Raw genomic sequence first — 21,108 nt, 5'->3', positions numbered from 1 at the left:
TAGAACACCTGTATTTCGTTATTTTTCTTCAATTGCTGCTTCAGCTTGATGAACTAAGTTTCGCAAATTTTCGATTGTTTGTATATTTACATCCTGCCATAAATCACGCTTGTGTGCTTCTAACATTCTCTCAGCAATATCACGCAATGCCCACGGATTCTTTTCTTGGATAAATTCACAAGTCTTGCGATCGCCTAAATAAGCATCGAAAATCCCCTGATACATATGGTCTTCAACGCATTTTGCTGTAGCATCATAGGCAAATAAATAATCCACCGTTGCTGCCATTTCAAATGCTCCTTTATAACCGTGACGCATCATTCCTTCAATCCACTTAGGATTAACTACACGAGAACGATATACCCGTGCGATTTCTTCTTTCAAGTGACGAACTCGTGGGTTAGCGGGAATAGAATTATCACCAAAATAGGTTTGAGGATTTTTTCCCTGTACAGAACGCACTGCTGCTGTTAAACCGCCTTGAAATTGGTAATAATCATCAGAATCGAGCAAATCGTGTTCGCGGTTATCTTGGTTTTGCAGCACTATTTGCATGTGCTTTAAGCGTTGCTCAAATGCTTCGAGATTGGGGAGATGGGGAGATTGGGAAGATGAGGGGGATGGGGAAGATGAGGAAGATATTGCTCCCTTATCTCCCTTATCTCCCTTATCTCCCTTATCTCCCTTATCTCCCTTATCTCCCTTATCTCCCTTATCTCCCTTATCTCCCTTATCTCCCTTGTCTCCCTTGTCTCCCTTGTCTCCTTGTCCCCCCCTCTCCTTGTCCGCTTGTCCCGAAGAATAAGCGTAGCAACTCCAATTCATGTAAGCACGGGCTAAATCGTTGTCGTCTGTCCAATTTTGTGATTCGATTAAACCTTGGAGTCCAGCACCGTAAGCACCTGGTTTAGAACCAAAAATCCGGTAACGCGATCGCACTTGAGCTTCTTCTGAAGTTAAACCTTGCGCCTTCCACAAATCTGTTTCTTCCTGTACTTGCGCTGCTAAAGGATTTTGTGCTAAAGGTTCATCCAACGCCGCCACTGCTTGCACCGCTGTATCAAATAAATCAATTAAATTTGGGAAAGCATCCCGAAAAAAGCCAGAAATCCGCAACGTCACATCTACGCGAGGACGCCCCAAAACCGAAAGGGGCAAAACTTCCAAATCCACCACTCGCCGTGCCATCCCATCCCACACAGGCTGCACACCGAGCAAAGCCAACGCCTCAGCGATGTCATCACCGCCAGTCCGCATTGTGGCAGTTCCCCATACAGATAATGCTAGTGTTTTGGGATACTCTCCATTCTCCTGAGTGTAAGTTTCAATGAGAGTTTCCGCTGCCTTTCTGCCAATATCCCAAGCCGTTTCCGTGGGAATGGCGCGGATATCAATTGAGTAAAAGTTTCTACCCGTAGGCAACACTTCCGGGCGTCCGCGTGTGGGAGCGCCGGCAGGAGCGCTAGGGACATATCCCCCATCGAGTCCGTGTAACAAGTAAGTAATTTCTTCGTCGGTTTGTTGCAGAGCGGGGAGAAGACGCGATTGTATCCAGTTTAAAACGGGGGAGATCGCAGTAGAGACGCGATTAATCGCGTCTGTACAAGATATGCCATTAATCGCGTCTGTAATTAATTGATCTACTAACTCGGCTGCATATTCTTCTAATACTTCAACAGCATCGCCTAAAGTGCGACAGGAATTAAGTTTTGCACGTTTGATCGAAAGCTGATCATCTTCAGACTCTGGGTTTTTGGTACTTTGCGTGAGAAAAAACTCATCACTCAAATTTGCGGTGATGGGGTCAAAATCTAAACCTAAATTTTCAGCGATCGCACGGGTGAATCCGATATGATGACGATTGGGAAGACGTGCGATCGCCACAATTAAATCTCGCAACTGACGACCATCAGGACATTTGCCAAAAATGTGTAACCCATCGCGGATTTGAGCCTCTTTTAACTCACAAAGATAACCATCAATAGAAGGTAAAACCGATAAATCAAAAGACTCTTGATTTTGCCTAACTTGAAAATCGAGATGTAAATTTTCTTGAAGAATTAATTGAGTAATGCGATCGCCTATCGTTCGTAAACGCGAAGGATCTAAACTTTCAGCCTCATAATACTCATCAATCAAATTTTCCAACTGCTGCAAAGAACCGTAAAGTTCCGCACGAGTCATCGGCGGCGTCAAATGATCTATAATCACCGCTTGAGCGCGACGCTTCGCTTGTGAACCCTCACCAGGGTCATTCACAATAAAAGGATACAAATGCGGAAGCGCTCCCAAAGCCACTTCCGGATAACAACCATCCGATAAAGCCACACTTTTACCCGGTAGCCATTCCAGATTGCCATGTTTACCCACATGAACCACAGCATCAGCTGCAAAACATGACCTTACCCAATAATAAAAAGCCAAATAAGCATGAGTCGGTTCCAAATCTGGCGCATGATAATTCAAACTAGGGTCAACATCATAACCCCGCGCCGGCTGAACACCCACGAATACGTTACCGAATTGAACTCCGGGAATGGGGAAAGGAGGGGGAGAGGGGGGGAGAGGGAGAGGGGGGGAATAATACTTAGTTTCTTCTTCCTTCGTGTCCTTCGTTTCTTCTCTTCGAGACGCTGCGCGAATGCGGTTCGTTTCAAAAGGAAAACCCCAGCGCTCACCAACAGCCTGCTTCACTGACTCCGGTAACAAACTAAAATACTCTGCATACTCCTCTTGAGAAACACATTTTCGTACCGGACGCCACTCTTTACCTTCGGGGTCATTCGTCACCCCACTTGTCAGACATTGAATCAACTCATCACCATCTGCCGGTAGATTTTCTACATGATACCCCGCAGATTGTAAAGCTTTAAGAATTTCCACACAACTAGCCGGCGTATCTAATCCCACACCATTGGCAATGCGACCATCGCGGGTAGGATAATTAGCCAAAATTAAAGCTACATGACGTTCTTGGGGTGGTGTTGAGCGCAAACGCACCCAATTCGCTGCCAAATCAGCGACAAACGAAATCCGTGAAGCGATCGCTTCATAAACCACCACATCCGTTTCTAAATTCGGATTGCGAGTTTGCACAGCTTTAAAAGACACAGCGCGGCTAATAATCCGTCCATCCACTTCCGGCAGAGCCACATTCATTGCCATATCGCGGGGAGAAAGTCCTTGAAACTGCGACTCCCACTGCTGAAGGGAACCACCAGAAAGAATAACCTGCAACACCGGCACATCTAATTTTTGCCATAATTCAAGCTGGGGTGTTTCTGTATCCAACCGTGCCAAAGAAAAACTGGTAGTATTCAAAAGCAGCGCAACTTGTTCTGAGTCCTTTGGCTGGAAAAACTCGATTAACTCAGCTTGAACATCAGGATCGCGCAATGAAGAAATAAACAAAGGCACAGGTTCTAAATTCCGCTTTGCCAAAGCTTCACACAAAGCATCAATCACCTTGGTATTTCCCGCTAGATAATGAGCACGGTAGAAGATGATGCCGACTTTGGGAAATTGTAGAGACGCGAAATTTCGCGTCTTTACGGGAGACGCGATTAATCGCGTCTCTACGGGGGGGGAATATAAACCGACACGCGGCACTACTTGCGGTGATGGAGGATTAAAAGAAGTTAAAAGGCAAGTATCGCTAATAGACTTGAAAGCATTGACAATATTTTCTACACCACCTTCGCGGAAGTATTGCCATACTTGGTTTACAGCAGTTAGAGGGCAGGTTGAGAAAGTGATTAAATCGGCATCAAGAGCATCATCTCCTGGCATTACAATTAAGGTTGTGCCATTACGCTGTACAATTTCCTGCACTACCTCCAAACCGTAAGACCAGTAGGAACGTCCCCCTAACAATCGTAAAATTATTACCTGGGCAAATTCCAAAACTTGTTCGGCGTATGTGTCAATGTTTATTTGATTCTGTAACTGCAATAAATTGGTAACTCTTAATGCCGGAAATGTTGATGGTAATTTGGGAAATGCAGCAGCCAAAGTCTGAATGTCGGTATCAGCAGCCGTAATAAACACCAAAGGGGCTGGAGTTTGTTCAAAAAAAACTACGCCTTCTGAGTTGTTCAATCCTACAGATGTGGCATTTATTCGATGCATAATCTTTTATTACCGTTTTAAACTGTTGGTTAAGAAACAAAAAACTTTATCAAGGAGGGGAAAAGGGAAGAGGAAAAAAGGGGAAACGAAGAAGTAATTTAAGATACGCATAAAAAGACATTTTCCTGACCTTGGACATTTAGGGTTTAAGAAATACGAAATTGCGCTTGTCTTTAATTGGGTAGGATTGCAATCCCCATTCAATTTCTTCCCCGCTTTACCCTTTCTCCTTTCCCCTTTCCCCTCTCTTATCCCTTCTCACTCTAATGTTTGAAAATGCTTAGTTCACCTGATTTGAGCTTTTCTCGAATTTTGCCAAAAGACGTATTTAATCAGCTTGGGGAATTGTTGCTTTCTATGGCTCAAGCAGTGGGAAGTGCAGCTTTGGTTCTGACAGAGGCTGTGCTGGCACGAATTATGAGCAAGAGTGAGTGGCAAAAGCAAAAGTTTACTTTGGTGGTTTCAGAGCAGTTTAGCGCTCTCTTGGTGGGAAACCAAGAAGAAAACTTAGGAATGTGCGTTGCCCGAAGTTTTCCTGATTTAAATAAAGTGTCATTGCCAGAAGGGGAAAATGGCATCGAGAGAGAATTTATCCCACGGACTGAGGATGCAACATTATACGCTAGTTTGACGTTTAATTCACAAGCGATCGCCTCCTTTATTTCGCAACTGAGAGATTTATTTGCTGATGATTCTCACACTTACCAACACCTCGAACACTATCGGCAAATTCCCAGTCTTAATGATGCCACGCTTCAAGGCAAATTCACGCTGTTGTTATTAGAATATATTTTGCCACTGCAAAATCAATCCTTTACAGACTCAGATCACAATTTTAATCATGTTTCTGTCTGTCAGCCAGTAGAAGATGCCCTGAAAAAACAGATTTCTCAAGAACGTTTGTTAAATCAGGTGACAAATCAGATTCGCAAAAGCCAGGATTTACAGGTAATTATGGCAACAGCGATCGCACAAGTGCGGGAGTTTTTGGAATTAGATAGATTGGTAATCTACAAATTTGATGAATCACAAGTAGAGACGCGATTAATCGCGTCTGTACAAGAGTCAAGACTTGCCTCATCAAAATCGCGATCGCTGCATAATTGGCAGCAATATACAGGTTGTGTTGTGTACGAAGCACGCGCTACAGATGCTATTCCGTCGGTGTTGAATTATCAGGAAAAAAATTGCTTTGTGCCACCTTTTCCAGGTTGGGAAAAGTATCGTCAAGGTTTTACTTTAGCTGTAGATGATGTAGAAAAAACTTATGTTTTAGAAGAGTGTTTACTAAAGTTTTTAAGGAAAACTAAAGTCAGGGCAAAGTTAGCGACACCGATTATTTATGAGGAAAAACTTTGGGGATTATTAATTGCTAATCAGTGCCATGATTCACATCATTGGATTGAAAGTGAAATAAGTTTGCTGACTTCTATCGCTGAACAATTAGCGATCGCTATTTATCAATCTGAGTTAATGCGATCGCTGACTGAAGAAAAACAAACTCTGGAACACCGAGTAATTGAACGGACAATAGCGCTACGAGAAGCTTTAGTTGCTGCTGAATCTGCTAGTCGTCTCAAAAGTGAATTTCTCGCGACAATCAGCCATGAATTGCTCACTCCTTTAACTTATGTAATCGGTATGTCTTCCACTCTGTTACGCTGGCCCATAGGAGAATTAAGTCAGCGTCAACGAGATTATCTACAAACAATCCACGACAGTGGAGAACATTTATTAGAAATGATAAATGATATCCTCGATTTATCGCAAATAGAGGCAGGGAAAGCAGTTTTAAATGTTTCGGAATTTTCTTTAACGAATATAGCTCAAAGAACTGTGGAATCGTTGCAAAAAAAAGCGATAAGCGAGCAGATACAATTTAAACTAGATTTACAAATCGACACTCAACGCGATCGCTTTACCGCCGATGTATCGCGAGTAGAACAAATTCTCTGGAATTTGTCAAGTAATGCTATCAAATTTACTCCCGAAGGTGGTGATGTAACTTTACGTCTTTGGGTAGAAGACGACAACGCCATCTTTCAAGTAGAAGATACAGGTATTGGCATTCCTGAAGAGCAATTGCCATTACTATTTGAAAAATTTCAACAACTAGATACACCACTACGGCGTCGCTATGAAGGTACCGGCGTCGGTTTGGCATTAACTAAACAACTTATAGAACTACATCGCGGTCGAATTGAAGTAGAATCTGCCGTAAATATTGGCTCAATTTTTACCGTCTGGATACCACAACAACCGATGAGTGTCAAGAGTTAAGAGTCACTAGACATCTCCAGAAATTAATTATGTTTTGCCTAAAACCCTTGATTAGACCTAGCAGTGCTACGTCTCTACATCTTTTCCAACAGATGTCTACTTGACATAATATACATCTTACACGATTCTCAATTAGCCCAACAACCGCCTTAGAATTAATTCTAAGGCTAATAGCTAAACTCGTCTAAAGACGACTAAATAAAAATTTTAGTCTACTTAAGTAGACTTGAGCTATTAGCCCTGAGTTTTAACTCTGGGCGGGTTATGATGCCTAATGAGAATAGTGCAGTATCTCAGTATAACGGACTTGTGTTCTGAACCAAACAACTTGTGTTCTGAACCAAACAACTTGCGTTCTGAACTAAACAACTCGTGTTCTGAACCAAACAACTTGTGTTCTGAAAGAATAGACTTGTCTCCCCCATCCCCCCCCTCCATGTCAATAGAAATCCTACACCACGGACTAATTGTCTCCTGTCAGGCGCCTGTTAATTCGCCACTGCATGAACCAAGAGTAATTGCAGCGATCGCCCAAGCATCTGTGAATAACGGTGCAGTTGGCGTAAGAATCGATACCCCAGCGCACATCAGCGCCGTGCGGGAACAAGTGAAAGTGCCAATTATTGGGCTATGGAAGCAAGTTATAGCTGGAAGTGATGTATATATTACGCCACAGTTTCATCATGCGTCTGCGGTGGCAAAAGCGGGAGCGGATATTATAGCGATCGATGCAACTACAAGAAATCGCCCTGGTGGTGAAACTCTCAATGATATTATTGCCCAGATTCATCAAGAATTAGGCAAACCAGTAATGGCAGATGTGGATACAATCGAGGCAGCTATTTTCGCTACAAAAGCTGGTGCTGACATTGTAGGGACAACGCTTTTTGGATACACTGCTGCAACTAAGCATCTTGCTCCCCCCGGCTGGGAACTCCTCAAGCAGATGGTAGAATTAGACATTCCCGCAATTTGTGAAGGTGGCATTTCCTCACCTCAAATGGCGCGTCAAGCAATAGAAGTAGGGGCGTTTGCTGTTGTTGTCGGTACCGCAATTACCGGGATAGATTTGCAAGTTAAAGCGTATCAATCAGCACTAATGTAGAGACGTTCCGGCGGAACGTCTTTACGGATACGTTCCAGCGGAACGTCTTTAGGGATACGTTCCAGCGGAACGTCTTTAGGGATACGTTCCAGCGGAACGTCTTTATGGAATAGAGAAATTGGAGGCATTGTTAAAATAATCAATACAAGCTAACTATTGGGAGAAAAAGCAATGACAGTTGCAGCCGCTAAAAAGATGACCTTTGAAGAATTCCTTAATTATGACGATGGGACGGATTATTTATATGAATTAGAAAATGGAGAATTAATTCAAATGCCTTCTGAAAGTGAGCTAAATTGTCGGATAGCGATGTTTTTAGTCGCCTATTTTCTGAAATTAGGTATTCCATATAATCGGTTAAGAATGAAAACAGAAATTGCTGTGAATAGCCGAATGGTGGGGGTACGTGTGCCTGATTTGGTGGTGTTTTCAGAAGAGTTAGCGACGGTAATGCAAGGTGCTACACGCTCTCTAATTTTAATGGATATGCCACCACCGTTGTTGGTGGTTGAGGTGGTGAGTCCGAATCAGGAAAGTCGGGATTATCGTTATAAACGTTCGGAGTATGCAGCACGGGGAATTGCGGAGTATTGGATTGTTGATCCTATTGCCCAAAAGGTGACGGTTTTGGAATGGGTAGAGGGATTTTATGATGAGCGAGTTTATCAGGGAGAAAGTGCGATCGCCTCTTCAATTTTTGCTAATCTTCAGTTAACTGCTGCTGAAGTTTTGCAAGGATGAAATCTGATGAAAATGTTTGAGGAACTCTGACAAGTTTTATCACTACAAAAGCAATCTCTCACCACAAAGAAATAAACCATATAAGCAGAGATAATTCTATTGGTCTATTAAGAATAAGCTCCTAAATTTGCCGTTTAAAAATCACCATTTCCGTACCGACGACGGGACTACGCGCTACCAATTTATCTTGAGAATCGGTGATTTCTAAATGGCTGAAATCCAGTTCTGTCGAGCGTTGGAGAATATCCGCAGCTAGTTTATTTTGTTGAGATTCTTTCAGCGTATACCAATTGTCACTAATCTTTACAGTGAGATTGCTGGTGCTAAAGTTGGCTTGAATAGATTTTATAAGACCTTCGGCAAAGCGATCGCTAATTTCTCCTACTTGATTTTGAATTGCTACAATCAATTGTTCTTCTGGTGTTAATTCTAATATTGGTGTTGGTTCGGGTGTTGGTTCGGGTGTTGGTTCGGGTGTTGGTTCGGGTGTTGGTTCGGGTGTGGGTTCTGGCGTATTTTCTGCTGTTGGCTGCGGTTCTGGTATGATTTCTGGTGGTGGGGTAGTTATAGTTGGGGATGGTGTTTCTTCCACCGGAGGAACATTTGCGACTTCAGTCGGTTTATTTGTTAGCACCGTTGAAGTTGTCCAAATCAAAATTACCGAAATTGCGGCAATGATACCAGTTAAAGCTGTATCTGATAGCTTTGCTGACAAATTTGCTGGTAACAAAGAGCGGATTTTGGCTACAATCCCACCCCATAAACTAGGAGTTTGCTTAGTACCGGGTGCCGGTTGTGTCTCCAGTTTCTCCACCGCACCTTCTAAAGCACCAATTGTTCCACGCAGAAGTTTGATAGTTTGCGCTTTCCAAAATGGCTGTATTTGAGTTCGTCGCTGTCTGGAGGCAGACGATTGACTCGGTTGAGGTTCTGGTTTGTTGCGTGGTGGTTGTGAATTCGGGTTGTCTTGTGACATGAAAGTTTCCTGACGTTACAGCGCGATGCAACTTAAACGGGATAAATTCTTAGAGGTAGAGCGTCTTCAGCCTTAATCTATCACTTAAATTGAGTTAACTATGAGCCTAAAACGCCGACAATTTTTATTATTCTCTAGTTTGAGTGCGTTGGGAGCAGTCATTTATGCTGGCAAAAGCTTCAGTCGTCAAATTAACCCCAAGTTTGCGAAAAAAGACTTATTATTGCGTTTTGTTTCTGTAGCAGATACAGGAACCGGTGCAAAAGGACAGTATAGTGTCGCTCAAGCGATGACGAATTATCACAGCAAAAAACTTTACAATTTAATCGTTTTGGCTGGAGATAACATTTATAACAATGGTGAAATCGAAAAAATCGGCGAAGTCTTTGAGCGTCCCTATGCAGCTTTGCTGAAACGAAACGTGAAATTTCAAGCTTGTTTAGGCAATCATGATATTCGCACGGCAAACGGCGAAAAGCAACTTGAATATCCCGGCTTTAATATGAAAGGACGTTACTACACTTTTAGTCGTGGACTTGTGCAATTTTTCGCGTTAGATACCAACGGCAATGCAGACTGGAAAAATCAACTTTCTTGGTTAGAGCAAGAATTAAGTCGCTCTAAAGCAACTTGGAAAGTAGTTTTTGGTCATCATCCAATTTATGCGTCAGGTGTTTATGGAAGTAATCCAACTTTTATTAAAACTTTCACTCCTCTGTTCCAAAAATATGGTGTTCAGCTTTATATCAATGGTCACGAACACCATTATGAGCGTACTCGTGCCATTAATGGAACGACTTATATAATTTGTGGTGCCGGTGCGGGTAATCGTCCTGTAGGCAAAAACGAATGGACTCAATATTCTACCAGCAATTTGAGTTTTGCGGCATATGAAGTGTATGCAGATAAAATAGAAGTTAGTGCGATCGGCATTGATAACCGCGTTTTTGATCGAGGCATTATTCCTCTCAAATCAACATAACTATTTTATCTCACGAAAAATTAAAGCAACAGTAACCGGGATTGTTTGAGAATTGCAATCATCAACCCGGTTTTTGCATGATTACATAGGTGTAAAAATTAATGTAGAGACGTAGCACTGCTACGTCTTTACAAGGGTTTTGGATAACGCATCATAAAAGAGTGGTCGATGTCTAATAATCAGTACGATTAAGCTTTTGTGACAAATATGTAGTCCTGAAAGCTTTGAATAATAAGCATTTGAGTAATTTTTCAAATATAAATGTTTGGCGATCGCATAAATTTAGTTTGCGACACATATTAACAAAATGAATGTGAACCAAAACACTTAGCTGCACAAGATGTATTACAATCAGCAGAGATGAGTTAATTGTTTGATTGCTAGTTATTTGTTATGGGAAACACGATCACCACCCTTTTTTCCGAGTGGTGTCCCTCGTTTTTGATAACTTTTTTGTTGATTGTACAAATTGAAATATAAAAACTCTAGAATTTGTTAAAACTTATGCCTACTTTACCCGAACCTAACTGCCGTTTAGAAGGTACTGAACTCAATGTCTCTTTAATGTTAAAAGTGCCTATTGACATTGAAGCAAAATTAGGAATGTCACCCACAAGTAACGAAAAAGAGCAAGACTTAGTTAGTCAAACAGAAATTATTAACTCTGCGGTGGTAATGAGTGAGGTGAATCAAGTTGAGTTTGAAGAACAAATTCGGATTTTATCTAATCAAATAGTCGCTCAACTTTTTCAAAAAGGCGAAGTATTATCTACGTTTGAAGAAACTCAAGATAATTTAGGAAATCAAGAAAGTACAACTATATCAGATTCTTCCGGTGAAGATATCTTGTCTTTAGAAGAAGATAATGCAGCTATTAAAGAAGTTAAGCAAACACCAGAAAGACAAAAGAGACGCTTTATCGACTCGTTAAATGATGGTTTAACTTTAGCCGTTAACGCAGTAGGTACAGCTTTATTTTTGGGCAAACTTGCTAACTATAGCTGGGAATAATGCAACACTAACCTAGAACTGCTTCGCAACAAAATATGTAAAGTGTGTTAGATGACACTAACGCACTTTATTTGCTAACTGGAATGCATCATAAAAAACAGTTGCACAGGGGCTTGACAATGAGTTCTCAAAATGAGAACATAAATGAAGTTGTTAAGCGGAGGCTAGTGTATGTTTGAGCTACAGTACTAAAGGTTAGTGGCATAGCATACTTATCCCAACACAAGGAGGATTTGAATGATGCGTGTCATTGGCATCGAAAAACTCGTTGAATTCAGTACAATTTATTCCGATGCTGAAGTTCCTCTTGATGCATGGAGTCAGATTGTTGAACAAGCAGAGTGGAAACATATTATGGATGTAAGGCAAGTCTATCCTCATGCAGATTTTGTAGATGGCTATACGGTCTTTAATGTAGGAGGAAATAAATATAGACTAATTACTAAGATTACCTATATAGTCAAAATTATTGATATTAAATATGTATTAAAGCACAGTGAATATGACGAAGGAAAATGGAAAAAATGATGTACATTTTGTGAGTTTGGTGCTTTGCTAGTCTAGCAAGATTAGCTTGATTCATCTAATCTAAAGATACGGGATTACCGTATCTTTAGATAAATTAAGATATTCCACCCCAAGGGGGTTGATATGACTAGCACATTGAATAGAGAAGAATACGTTAAGCTGCTTGCCGAAACTTTGCCACGAGTCATTGATGGTGCCCAAGAGTACAAACGTTTATTAAATGAGGTAGAAAAACTCATGGATTTGGGCGAAAACTTAACAGCAGAACAAGTTGAAGTGTTACAGTTGTTAGTAACAGTAATTGAACAGTATGAAAAGAAACATTATCAATTGAAAGCTGCAACTCCTCATGATGTATTGCATGAATTGATACTGGCACGAGATTTAAAACAGAAAGACTTAGTAGACATTTTTGGTTCTAAGGGTATCACCTCAGAAGTGATAAATGGAAAAAGAGGTATTAGCAAGAGTCAAGCTAAAGCACTAGGAACCTTCTTTCATGTATCACCTGCGCTATTTTTGTAAGTTAAAAAACAATACAGTTCAGTTAAGGATTTTTGGTACTAATTTTTGACCTGTAGAGACGCGAAATACGAAGTCTCTACACTCGGATTTTAGGCTTAACACCAACCGTATTGAGTTAAAAAATAGGGGCAACTTTTTCATAAATTTGCCCCGACAAATCAAAGTTTTCTATTCGACATCTCCAGAAAAGACGTAGAGACGCGAAATTTCGCGTCTCTACAAGGGTTTTGGGCAACGTATAATTAGGGTTTGCTGAAAAACTCTAAAAAGCGAACCTAGATGCCACACAGTATACAAAATGGTAGTTTCGGAGGTTGGTTTTCAAATTCACCCTACAATTTTCCACCAAAATGCAGGGATTTTGAGACGGATAATGCCATAGGTTTGCACCTGCTTGGAATAAAAAGGATTGAAACTCTTATTTGGAAGGGGTTATAGCTATATTCAGCAAGCCCTAATTACAGCAGATTTGAGGTAAATGAAGTACATATATAAAACCCCTCTCCTTGTAGAGACGTAGCATTGCTACGTCTCTTGTATTCAATGAAAGCGGAATCTGCTGTAATTTCTACTTCTATGTCTATTCGACTCGTTGTAATTGCGCTACTCTGGGGTCAATTATTTTTTGTCCGAGAGTGGTGAATTTAATTGCTACAGAGACTTTATTCCCTGAACCAAAAACATGAGTGATTTCACCAATACCAAAACTTTTATGCAAGACGCGATCGCCTACTTGCCAATTTTGTATATTTTGTTGCTTTCCAGAAGGACTTTTGGTGAAAGCTTGCTTCATCTGACGATCGCTAGTGAGTAATTCTTCTGGTAACTCGTCGAGAAACTGCGATCGCAATGCTGGTTCTCTACTTCCATATAAACGACGTTCGCGAGCATGTGATAAATATAACCGCTCTTGTGCGCGAGTAATACCCACATAACATAAGCGACGTTCTTCTTCTAAAGCTGTGGGATTATCTAAAGAACGATAGTTAGGGAATAATCCTTGTTCTAATCCTACCAAAAACACAACAGGAAACTCTAATCCTTTAGAAGAGTGTAAAGTCATTAAAGAAACCGCTGATTGTCCTTCCTTTAAGTTATCCAAATCGGAACTGAGAGCGGTACTTTCCAAAAAAGCACCTAATGAAACATCTTCGTTTTCTTCTTCAAATTGCAGTACCGCGTTATAAAGTTCTTTGACGTTTTGAATTCGGTTGTCAGCTTCTTCTGTACCTTGATTTTGCAAATCTTGGACGTAACCTGAAGCTTCTAGCAATTGTTCTAAAACCTCGGACACGGGAACTGTACTTATTTGTTCTTGGGATTTCCGAATCATTTGAGCAAAGTTATTTACAGCTTTCGCAGAACGTCCAGCTAATGTATTAACTGATGTCTCATCGATGAGTATTTCCCATAAAGTTGTGCCTAATTGTTGAGCAGCGTTAGTCAAAGCATCTATGGTGGCTTTACCAATACCGCGTCTAGGAGTGTTAATAACTCGTAACAAACTCAGATTATCAGCCGGATTAGCGATCGCCTTTAAATAACTTAATACATCTTTAATTTCTTTGCGATCGTAAAATTTCAATCCTCCGACAATTATATAAGGTATTCCTGCTCTCACTAAAGATTCTTCAAAAGGACGAGATTGAGCGTTTGTGCGATAAAGTATGGCAAAGTTACCCCAATTAACTTCGGGATTTTGCCTTTCTAAAGTGCGAATTTGATTAATTACAAATTCAGCTTCAGCAATTTCATCATCTGCTTTGTGACAATAAATTTGTTCACCGGCTCCCCGTGTCGGTTTAAGAATTTTATCAATTCGTTCGGTGTTATTTTCTATTAATTGGTTCGCAGCTTCCAGAATATTTTCGCACGAACGATAATTCTCTTCTAATTTTACCATTGTGCGGGTATCTTCATCTGGCAAACCATCACCAAAGTCTTCTTGAAACTCTAATAAGATGGTGAAGTCAGCCATTCTAAATGAATAGATTGATTGATCTGCATCACCAACTACCAAAACAGAGCGATCGCTCCAATTCCAGTTATTTTTACTACTTTCCCCGTTCGTTACCAACAAGCGGATTAAATCGTATTGAGTGCGGTTCGTATCTTGATATTCGTCTACAAGAATATGGCAGAATTTACGATGCCAATAATTTAAGACTTGTTCGTTTTGTTGAAACAGTTTGACAGGGATTAAAATCAAATCATCAAAATCAAGGGCGTTGTTTTGGGCTAATTTATCTTGATAGCAACTATAAACTTCAGTTATTACTCTACCCCAATATTTAGGGTTCTCTCGTTCAAATTCTTGGGGTGAGAAACCTTGATTTTTCGCGTTACTAATTGCGTAACGTACCGAACGCGGTTCAAATTTCTTATCATCTAAATTTAACTGCTTGGTGACGATTTCTTTGACAATGCTTTGAGAATCAGAGTCATCGAAAATGGAAAAATTGCGATTCCAACGTCGTCCTTTATCATCTTGATATTTCTCAATATCAAAGCGGAGAATGCGAGACAATAAACTGTGGAAAGTTCCACACCACAAATCTTTGATATAAATGCGATAAACTTTTGACTTAAGTTGACTTTGTTGATATTCTGTTAACAAATCAAAACGTTCACCGTGTTCTGACATCGCTAATTGTTCAGCAAAAAGCTTCTGAATCCGGTCTTTCATTTCCCGTGCAGCTTTATTAGTAAAAGTAACTGCTAAGATATTCCCTGGATCGACACGGTGTTTGAGAATCAGGTTCGCAATGCGATAAGTTAGCGCTCGTGTTTTACCCGAACCGGCGCCAGCAACAACTAGTAGCGGACCGCAAAAGTGTTCTACGGCTTGACGTTGAGATGGGTTAAGGTGGCTGAGGAAATCAATTGTTGTTGTCATGATTGTGAGGAGTGCGTATGACTAGGATACAAGCTTTTCTCATCTCCTACTTGAGTTTCGCTGGTAAATAATTATAGCGGTTATTAGTTGGGTGCAATACATCAAAGAATTAAGGAACCGCAGATGAACGCAGATGAACGCAGATAAATCTGTACTTGATTCAAACGAGAAGCGCTCTTTGCGCTTACTACAAATGCCTAAGGTAAGATTGCGGATTATTTAAAAAAGCTTTCGTTAAAGAAACGTGTTCTAATTCATCATAAGCAACTTCTTTTGGTGGGGAAGAATCAAAACTGAGAATTGATGCTTCCGGAAAAGCCATAAGAATCGGAGAATGTGTCACAATTATAAATTGACTATCCTGATTTACCATTTCTTTTAGTAAAGACAAAAATGCTAATTGTCGTAGTGGAGAAAGTGGTGCTTCTGGCTCATCAAGTAGATATAATCCACCTGGAACGAAGCGTGCTTGAAAAAGTTTAAGAAAGCTTTCCCCGTGAGAGTTAGCATCAAGGTTGTCACCATATTTTTGAGTTAAACCAGCTTTCTGACCTAGCGTAGAAGCTTTGGCTATTTGAAGACCATATCCAGTAAACTTTTGCTCATATTCTAATGCTTCTTCTTCGAGTTCTTGACTCATCGTTTTAATTCTCTTGGCAAAGTTGAAGAAATCTTCTGCTCTCAAGAAAAAGCCTCGCGCTGTCTTTTTTTGCCAGATAAACCTAAATTGTGTAGATAATCGTCGAGCAGGATCTAATGTTGTGTCTCGCTGAATATCTTCTCCCCCGACACTAATTGAATTAATTCCTGTAGCGATCGCTTCTAACATTGTTGATTTCCCCGAACCATTTTCCCCAACGAAAAAAGTGACAGGCTTTTGAAAGTTAATTTCTTCAAAAGCTTTGACTAAAGGGAGATTGAAGGGAAAAGAATCAGGTTTTTTAACGTTTGTTTTTTTGGCAATCGCTCGTAAATGAATCATGCTGTGATACTTCCCTCTTCGCAGCTTACCTATTTATTTTGCCGTACCTTGATTGAGACTGGTACATTAAAAGATATGATTCAAAGAATGCTTGTATGAGCCAAACTAACCAAGTACGTTGGACAACTGCTGATTTAGAGTTTTTGCCAGATAACGGCGATCGCTACGAGATTGTAGACGGAGAACTATTTGTGACACCATTACGACACTGGGATCATCAACAGGTTGCTGATCGTGTTTGTATGGAGTTGAATCTTTGGTCACGTCAAACTAACTTGGGAGAAGCTGTAACAAGCGCTGGAATTATTTTTACCGATACTGATAATGTCATCCCTGATGTAGTTTGGATCAGTAAAGAACGGTTAGCATCTGTGTTAGATGATGCAGGACATTTAACTGCTGCACCAGAATTGGTAGTTGAAGTGCTTTCTCCTGGTGAGGAAAATGAACGACGCGATCGCCAAGTTAAATTAAAGCTCTACGCTAGCCAAGGTGTGCGAGAATATTGGATAGTCGATCGCTTGTTACAGCAAATCCAGATTTATCGACGAGAGCAAGCAACATTAGTGTTAGTCGCAACCCTGTTTAGCAGTGACAATGTAAGTTCACCGCTTCTACCTGGATTCAATTGCCCTGTTGCGAGTTTATTTACTTAGTACATGATTTTGAATAAAGACTCTGCGTTACTTTGCGCTTACCTCAGCGTTCCTTTGCGTTGAAATTCAAGCTCATAAAACTTAATTTTTGATAATACTTGATTGTCGCTTAAGCAAGTGCTTGACTCAACACTTCACGATGTATAAGCGCTCTATTTACTAAAAACTGAATTTTATCTGGTGACAACGGATCTCCATTGGCGTAATGTTCGATCCAAGTTGTGCCAATCAAGTTGGCGTCATCTGGTAAACTAGATAAATCCCATCCAGGCATATCTAAATCTTCCATCAAACGATTAACTTTGGGATCGTACGAGAGAGCAAAACAGCGACAACCTTCACTAGCTGCCATAATCAAACTGTGCAAACGCATCCCAATTACCATTTCTACACCACGATACACACCTTTTAAAAGTTGCGGATCTTCCAAACACATAATCTTGCTGACATCTGCTAAATGTGGTTGGATAGCTTCGGCAATGCTTAAATCTTCACTTTTTTGAAAAGGCAGCAGTAAAATAAACGTTTGCGTAGCTTTTTGGAAATCAACCAAAGCGCGAGTTAAATTAGCAAGGCGCGTTTGTGTGAGTTGGGGATGCGATCGCAATGTTACAGCAACTCTTGGCGCAGGTAAATCCCACAGTCCAGGTACAGGCTTACTTTCCAAAGCCCAAACCGGATCGGGAGCGAGAATAAAAGGTATTTGCCAATCAGATAATAAAGCAGCAGAAGCGCGATCGCGTACACTAACTTTGGTACAATTAGAATAGGTTTTCCGCGCCAAAGAACGAGTCAAAGAACGGTTTAACGGACCAATTCCTTGTGCCCAAGCAACAGTTTTCAACTTCATTTTCTGTGCCAATGCCATCAAAGTGCCGTAGTAAAATGGGCTAATACTACTGGTGACATCTTGAATTAAACTACCACCACCCCAGATAAAAGCATCGCTGGAGCGCAAAGCTTCAATTAGAGATAACGGTGACATGCGATCGCTTGACTCAACCAAATAGCGATCGCGTGTCTCTTGTGGATTCCCAGAGAGAACCACAGGCGTGACATGTTCTGGTAGCATTTGTAGAAGCGTCGCTAACAAAGCTTCATCACCACCGTTTCCCTTACCGTAATACCCAGATAACAACACCCGCATCTTAGACATTTTGGATTTTTTAATTTTGAATTAATTATGCACGTCCTTTCGATTCCCACCTGGATTATTCATGTTTCTAGCGTTATTGAGTGGATTGCCGCCATTTGGTTAATCTGGACTTACGGTGAAGTTACTGGCAACCGTACTTGGGGAACATTGTCTTTTGCCATGTTACCAGCTTTGATTAGCGCGATGTGCGCTTGCACCTGGCATTATTTTGATAATGCCGAATCTTTAGAATGGTTGGTAACGCTGCAAGCTGCCATGACCTTAATTGGTAATTTTACACTTTGGGCAGCTGCTGTATTAATTTGGCGTTCCACTAAATCGGAAAAGCTTGTAAAAACAGATTCTCAAGAAACTATGACATCAAAATTATGATTTATTAACATTGCGAACTTCCGTAAAGACGTTCCACCGGAACGTCTCTACCTAAATCTAGACGTTCCATCCAAAAGACGTTCCACCGGAACGTCTCTACCCCTCAAAACCGATGATTTCAAAAGAAACTTTATTTGCGCTATCACTGTTTCCCTACTTGGGATTTTTGTGGTTTATTAGACGTTCTGAGCAAATGCCACGTTTGGCACTTTATGGATTTTACGGCACTTTGGTCTTTGTTGGAGTCACCATTCCGGTAGCGATTTATGCCCAAGTGCATTATGGTAAATCTTTAGCAAATGTTGATTGGCTACACGGAAGTGCAGAAGCTTTTTTAACACTTTCTAATATATTAATTGTGTTAGGTTTTCGGCAAGCTGTCATGAAAGGGAATAGGGATTTGAAGAGGGGAAAAGGTTAAAGGGGAAAGGGGACAAGGGAGACAAGGGGGACAAGGAGGAATTTCTTCCCCAACAACCATCAACTATCAACCATCAACCAACAACCAACAACTATCAACCAACAACCAACAACCAACAATTATGGATGTAATTCCCGCGATTGATTTACTAGAAGGTCATTGTGTGCGACTTTATCAAGGAGACTATTCGCAGTCGCAAATTTTTAATGAAAATCCGGCTGATGTTGCCAAACAGTGGGTAGATGAGGGTGCAACCAGACTGCACGTTGTTGATTTGGATGGCGCAAAAGCAGGTAAAATAGTTAATTTAGAGGCAATTGAAGCGATCGCTTCCAGAGTATCAGTACCAATTCAAGTTGGTGGAGGTTTGCGCGATCGCCAAAGTGTGCAACAATTATTCAATATAGGTGTACACCGGGCAATTTTGGGAACCATCGCTGTAGAACAACCTGAGTTAGTCCAACAACTCTGCCAAGAATTTCCCGAACAAATTATTATCGGTATTGATGCACGTAACGGACTAGTCGCAACTCGTGGTTGGTTAGAAACCTCAGAAGTTTTAGCTACCCAACTAGCCGTACAAATGCAAAAATTAGGAGCAGGAGCGATTATCTACACAGATATCCACCGTGACGGTACATTGTCGGGACCCAATTTAGACGCTTTGCGAGAACTTGCTGCGGCTATTTCTCTACCGATTATCGCTTCTGGTGGCGTTAGTTCTGTCACAGATTTGTTAAGTTTGCTTGCGTTGGAACCTCAAGGTGTAACTGGTGTGATTGTCGGCAAGGCGTTGTATACTGGTGATATTTCTTTAAAAGAAGCATTACAAGCGATCGGACCTGGACGTATTCAAGATATTCCCCCCAATCTCGATTTTTCTGCCTTTGCGTGAAATCCGCTGTTTGCAAGCAATATAGACAATTTAATTTTTTTATCGGCTCCAAGCCGATTTTTTTTTCTATATTTTCCGGAACAGTAACTTACGGACTTGTATCTCAAGTTGTAGAGAGTTAACAATCAGATATCTGGTTATGACTCATCTAAAAGTGCCTATGTTGTAATCTTTTATTTTTTAAATTTTAAATATAATGGGTTTCCTCTGGGTAGAGACGTAAAAATAATTGCGTCTCTATTTTCTTTTTTAAACAGGTAGTAAGGACTTCAGTCCTTTCATTTGAGTACTGAAGTCCTCACTAGGAGATTATTAAAGTTATAAACTAGTAATTGATTTTTACTAGTTTATAAAATTACTTATTTTTCGCTTGAGTTTTTGCTTGTTCCAGAGCAATTTCTTTTATCGCTTGATATGAATTGACATTTGCCGAACCTTCAATAGCTTTAACTGCCAAATCTTGAACTTGTTTGAGAGCAGAGTCAAGTTGTTTTGCTAGATTTTGAATTCGAGAATCTTGATTAGATATTGTCTGTTCTAAAGATTGCAGTCTTTGTTCGTAAAAACGTTTTTGTCCTTCTACATCTTTAGCGTATAAATCTGATTTTATCTTAGCTTGGTAGTAAGCAATACCTTTGCCTTCTTCTGCCGCTTTCTTAATTGCCGCTTCTTTTTCTTTAGGAAATGCTTCTACCTTAGCTTTGGTTTCTTCAAATTGCTTTTCTCGCTCAGAAATTTCTTTCTCCTTTTCACTCCACTGTTTATTTATTTCTTGTTGTACCTCTTCCAACTCTTTATATAAACCTTTTTGCCGTTGTTCATGTTCATCTGTCTGTAATTTGCGTTGCAGTTCTAAATCATACTTATATTCTGCCGCTTCTCTTTGACGAGTTTTATGAATGTTTTCATTTCGTTCTTTTGTCGTTGCTTTGTATTCTTCTTGTTCTTTAGTCCAAGTATTTCTTTCCTCTAATAGTTCTTGAAATAACTCTTCAGAACGCTGGCTAAACTCCTCTTGATAAGCCTTAGCATTATCTTCATAAGATTTGACAAGCGTATCTAATATATCTTCGGAAACTTCTAAATTATGTAGCTGTTTTAATCCTTCAACTTCCTTATCTATGGCTTCCCTAACTTCTGCTAATTTAAAAGCTTGGTTGGTCAGTTGTTCAGATAATTCACTTGCAGCACTACCAAAACCTAACTGAATTTTTGTCAAGCTTTCAATAGTAGAGTTCATCTTTTGCTGAACGTTAGATGACTGGTTCATAGCTGTTTTTGCTTCCAATTTAGGTTTTTCTAGTGTGGCAGATTGACTGCCTCTCTGTACTTGGTCAATTTGCGATTGTAGTGCTGCTTTCTCTTTTGTTAATTCTTCATATGCTTGAAGAATTTCGACTTTGGTATTTTTCTCATTTGGTTTTCTAGCTACCATAACAAACCTCCATTAGTTG

17 protein-coding genes are annotated in these 21,108 nt (G+C 40.5%); 11 read left to right on the top strand and 6 right to left on the bottom strand.

Annotated elements, in window-relative coordinates; translation table 11 throughout:
* Nucleotides 1-18 precede the first annotated feature (18 nt).
* The gene (gene cobN, locus TOL9009_RS0133595; RefSeq protein WP_029637740.1) at nt 19-4,128 is read right to left on the bottom strand and encodes a cobaltochelatase subunit CobN; all 4,110 of its coding nucleotides are present in this window, start codon (nt 4,126-4,128) and stop codon (nt 19-21) included.
* Between the two features lie 276 nt (nt 4,129-4,404).
* Here cobN and TOL9009_RS0133590 point away from each other — a divergent pair, with 276 nt between their 5' ends.
* The 3 genes from TOL9009_RS0133590 to TOL9009_RS0133575 all read left to right on the top strand — a co-directional run bounded on the left by TOL9009_RS0133590 (nt 4,405) and on the right by TOL9009_RS0133575 (nt 8,254).
* On the top strand, nt 4,405-6,408 hold the full coding sequence (locus tag TOL9009_RS0133590; protein ID WP_029637739.1) for a GAF domain-containing sensor histidine kinase: 2,004 nt from the start codon (nt 4,405-4,407) through the stop codon (nt 6,406-6,408).
* A gap of 436 nt (nt 6,409-6,844) precedes the next feature.
* Complete coding sequence (locus tag TOL9009_RS0133580) at nt 6,845-7,513, top strand: N-acetylmannosamine-6-phosphate 2-epimerase (protein ID WP_029637737.1); 669 nt, start codon at nt 6,845-6,847, stop codon at nt 7,511-7,513.
* A gap of 171 nt (nt 7,514-7,684) precedes the next feature.
* Entirely contained in the window at nt 7,685-8,254 is a 570-nt protein-coding gene (locus TOL9009_RS0133575; RefSeq protein ID WP_029637736.1) for a Uma2 family endonuclease, read from the top strand.
* Nucleotides 8,255-8,375: 121 nt separating this feature from the next.
* Here the strand turns inward: TOL9009_RS0133575 and TOL9009_RS0133570 are convergent, their stop codons facing one another.
* Nucleotides 8,376-9,230 (bottom strand): hypothetical protein, encoded by an 855-nt coding sequence (locus TOL9009_RS0133570; protein WP_029637735.1) that lies wholly within the window; start codon nt 9,228-9,230, stop codon nt 8,376-8,378.
* A 100-nt stretch (nt 9,231-9,330) separates the two neighbouring features.
* On the opposite strand from TOL9009_RS0133570, the gene TOL9009_RS0133565 reads away from it, so the two are divergent.
* The 4 genes from TOL9009_RS0133565 to TOL9009_RS0133550 all read left to right on the top strand — a co-directional run bounded on the left by TOL9009_RS0133565 (nt 9,331) and on the right by TOL9009_RS0133550 (nt 12,276).
* Nucleotides 9,331-10,212, top strand: a complete 882-nt coding sequence (locus tag TOL9009_RS0133565; RefSeq protein ID WP_029637734.1) for a metallophosphoesterase — start codon at nt 9,331-9,333, stop codon at nt 10,210-10,212.
* A gap of 504 nt (nt 10,213-10,716) precedes the next feature.
* Nucleotides 10,717-11,223 carry a hypothetical protein gene (locus TOL9009_RS0133560; protein WP_029637733.1) on the top strand — a complete coding sequence of 169 codons (507 nt, stop codon included), beginning with the start codon at nt 10,717-10,719 and terminating at the stop codon, nt 11,221-11,223.
* A gap of 237 nt (nt 11,224-11,460) precedes the next feature.
* Nucleotides 11,461-11,751: a type II toxin-antitoxin system HigB family toxin gene (locus TOL9009_RS0133555; protein ID WP_242055436.1), complete on the top strand. Its 291-nt coding sequence runs from the start codon at nt 11,461-11,463 to the stop codon at nt 11,749-11,751.
* A 123-nt stretch (nt 11,752-11,874) separates the two neighbouring features.
* A complete protein-coding gene (locus TOL9009_RS0133550) occupies nt 11,875-12,276 on the top strand; it encodes a helix-turn-helix domain-containing protein (RefSeq protein WP_029637731.1) in 402 nt (133 codons plus the stop codon).
* A gap of 580 nt (nt 12,277-12,856) precedes the next feature.
* Here the strand turns inward: TOL9009_RS0133550 and pcrA are convergent.
* The gene (gene pcrA, locus TOL9009_RS0133545; RefSeq protein WP_029637730.1) at nt 12,857-15,172 is read right to left on the bottom strand and encodes a DNA helicase PcrA; all 2,316 of its coding nucleotides are present in this window, start codon (nt 15,170-15,172) and stop codon (nt 12,857-12,859) included.
* Nucleotides 15,173-15,359: 187 nt separating this feature from the next.
* Nucleotides 15,360-16,154: an AAA family ATPase gene (locus TOL9009_RS0133540; protein WP_038298221.1), complete on the bottom strand. Its 795-nt coding sequence runs from the start codon at nt 16,152-16,154 to the stop codon at nt 15,360-15,362.
* 95 nt (nt 16,155-16,249) lie between these two features.
* Here TOL9009_RS0133540 and TOL9009_RS0133535 point away from each other — a divergent pair, with 95 nt between their 5' ends.
* Nucleotides 16,250-16,810 (top strand): Uma2 family endonuclease, encoded by a 561-nt coding sequence (locus TOL9009_RS0133535; protein ID WP_029637728.1) that lies wholly within the window; start codon nt 16,250-16,252, stop codon nt 16,808-16,810.
* Between the two features lie 109 nt (nt 16,811-16,919).
* Here the strand turns inward: TOL9009_RS0133535 and csaB are convergent, their stop codons facing one another.
* A complete protein-coding gene (csaB, locus tag TOL9009_RS0133530) occupies nt 16,920-17,957 on the bottom strand; it encodes a polysaccharide pyruvyl transferase CsaB (protein ID WP_029637727.1) in 1,038 nt (345 codons plus the stop codon).
* Between the two features lie 36 nt (nt 17,958-17,993).
* Between csaB and TOL9009_RS0133525 the strand changes: the two genes are divergently transcribed.
* From TOL9009_RS0133525 to hisA, 3 genes are all read left to right on the top strand, one after another.
* On the top strand, nt 17,994-18,338 hold the full coding sequence (locus tag TOL9009_RS0133525; protein ID WP_029637726.1) for a DUF2499 domain-containing protein: 345 nt from the start codon (nt 17,994-17,996) through the stop codon (nt 18,336-18,338).
* A gap of 112 nt (nt 18,339-18,450) precedes the next feature.
* Nucleotides 18,451-18,759, top strand: a complete 309-nt coding sequence (locus TOL9009_RS0133520; protein ID WP_029637725.1) for a DUF3593 domain-containing protein — start codon at nt 18,451-18,453, stop codon at nt 18,757-18,759.
* A gap of 121 nt (nt 18,760-18,880) precedes the next feature.
* Nucleotides 18,881-19,654 carry a 1-(5-phosphoribosyl)-5-[(5-phosphoribosylamino)methylideneamino]imidazole-4-carboxamide isomerase gene (gene hisA, locus TOL9009_RS0133515; RefSeq protein WP_029637724.1) on the top strand — a complete coding sequence of 258 codons (774 nt, stop codon included), beginning with the start codon at nt 18,881-18,883 and terminating at the stop codon, nt 19,652-19,654.
* A gap of 355 nt (nt 19,655-20,009) precedes the next feature.
* Here hisA and TOL9009_RS0133510 read toward each other — a convergent pair whose 3' ends face one another.
* A complete protein-coding gene (locus TOL9009_RS0133510) occupies nt 20,010-21,089 on the bottom strand; it encodes a coiled-coil domain-containing protein (protein WP_029637723.1) in 1,080 nt (359 codons plus the stop codon).
* Nucleotides 21,090-21,108 lie beyond the last annotated feature (19 nt).

This window comes from [Scytonema hofmanni] UTEX 2349, assembly GCF_000582685.1.
Classification (GTDB): Bacteria; Cyanobacteriota; Cyanobacteriia; order Cyanobacteriales; family Nostocaceae; genus Hassallia; species Hassallia hofmanni.
The sequence above is the reverse complement of the archived record's forward strand: the minus strand, read 5'-3'. Positions and strand labels throughout refer to the sequence as shown.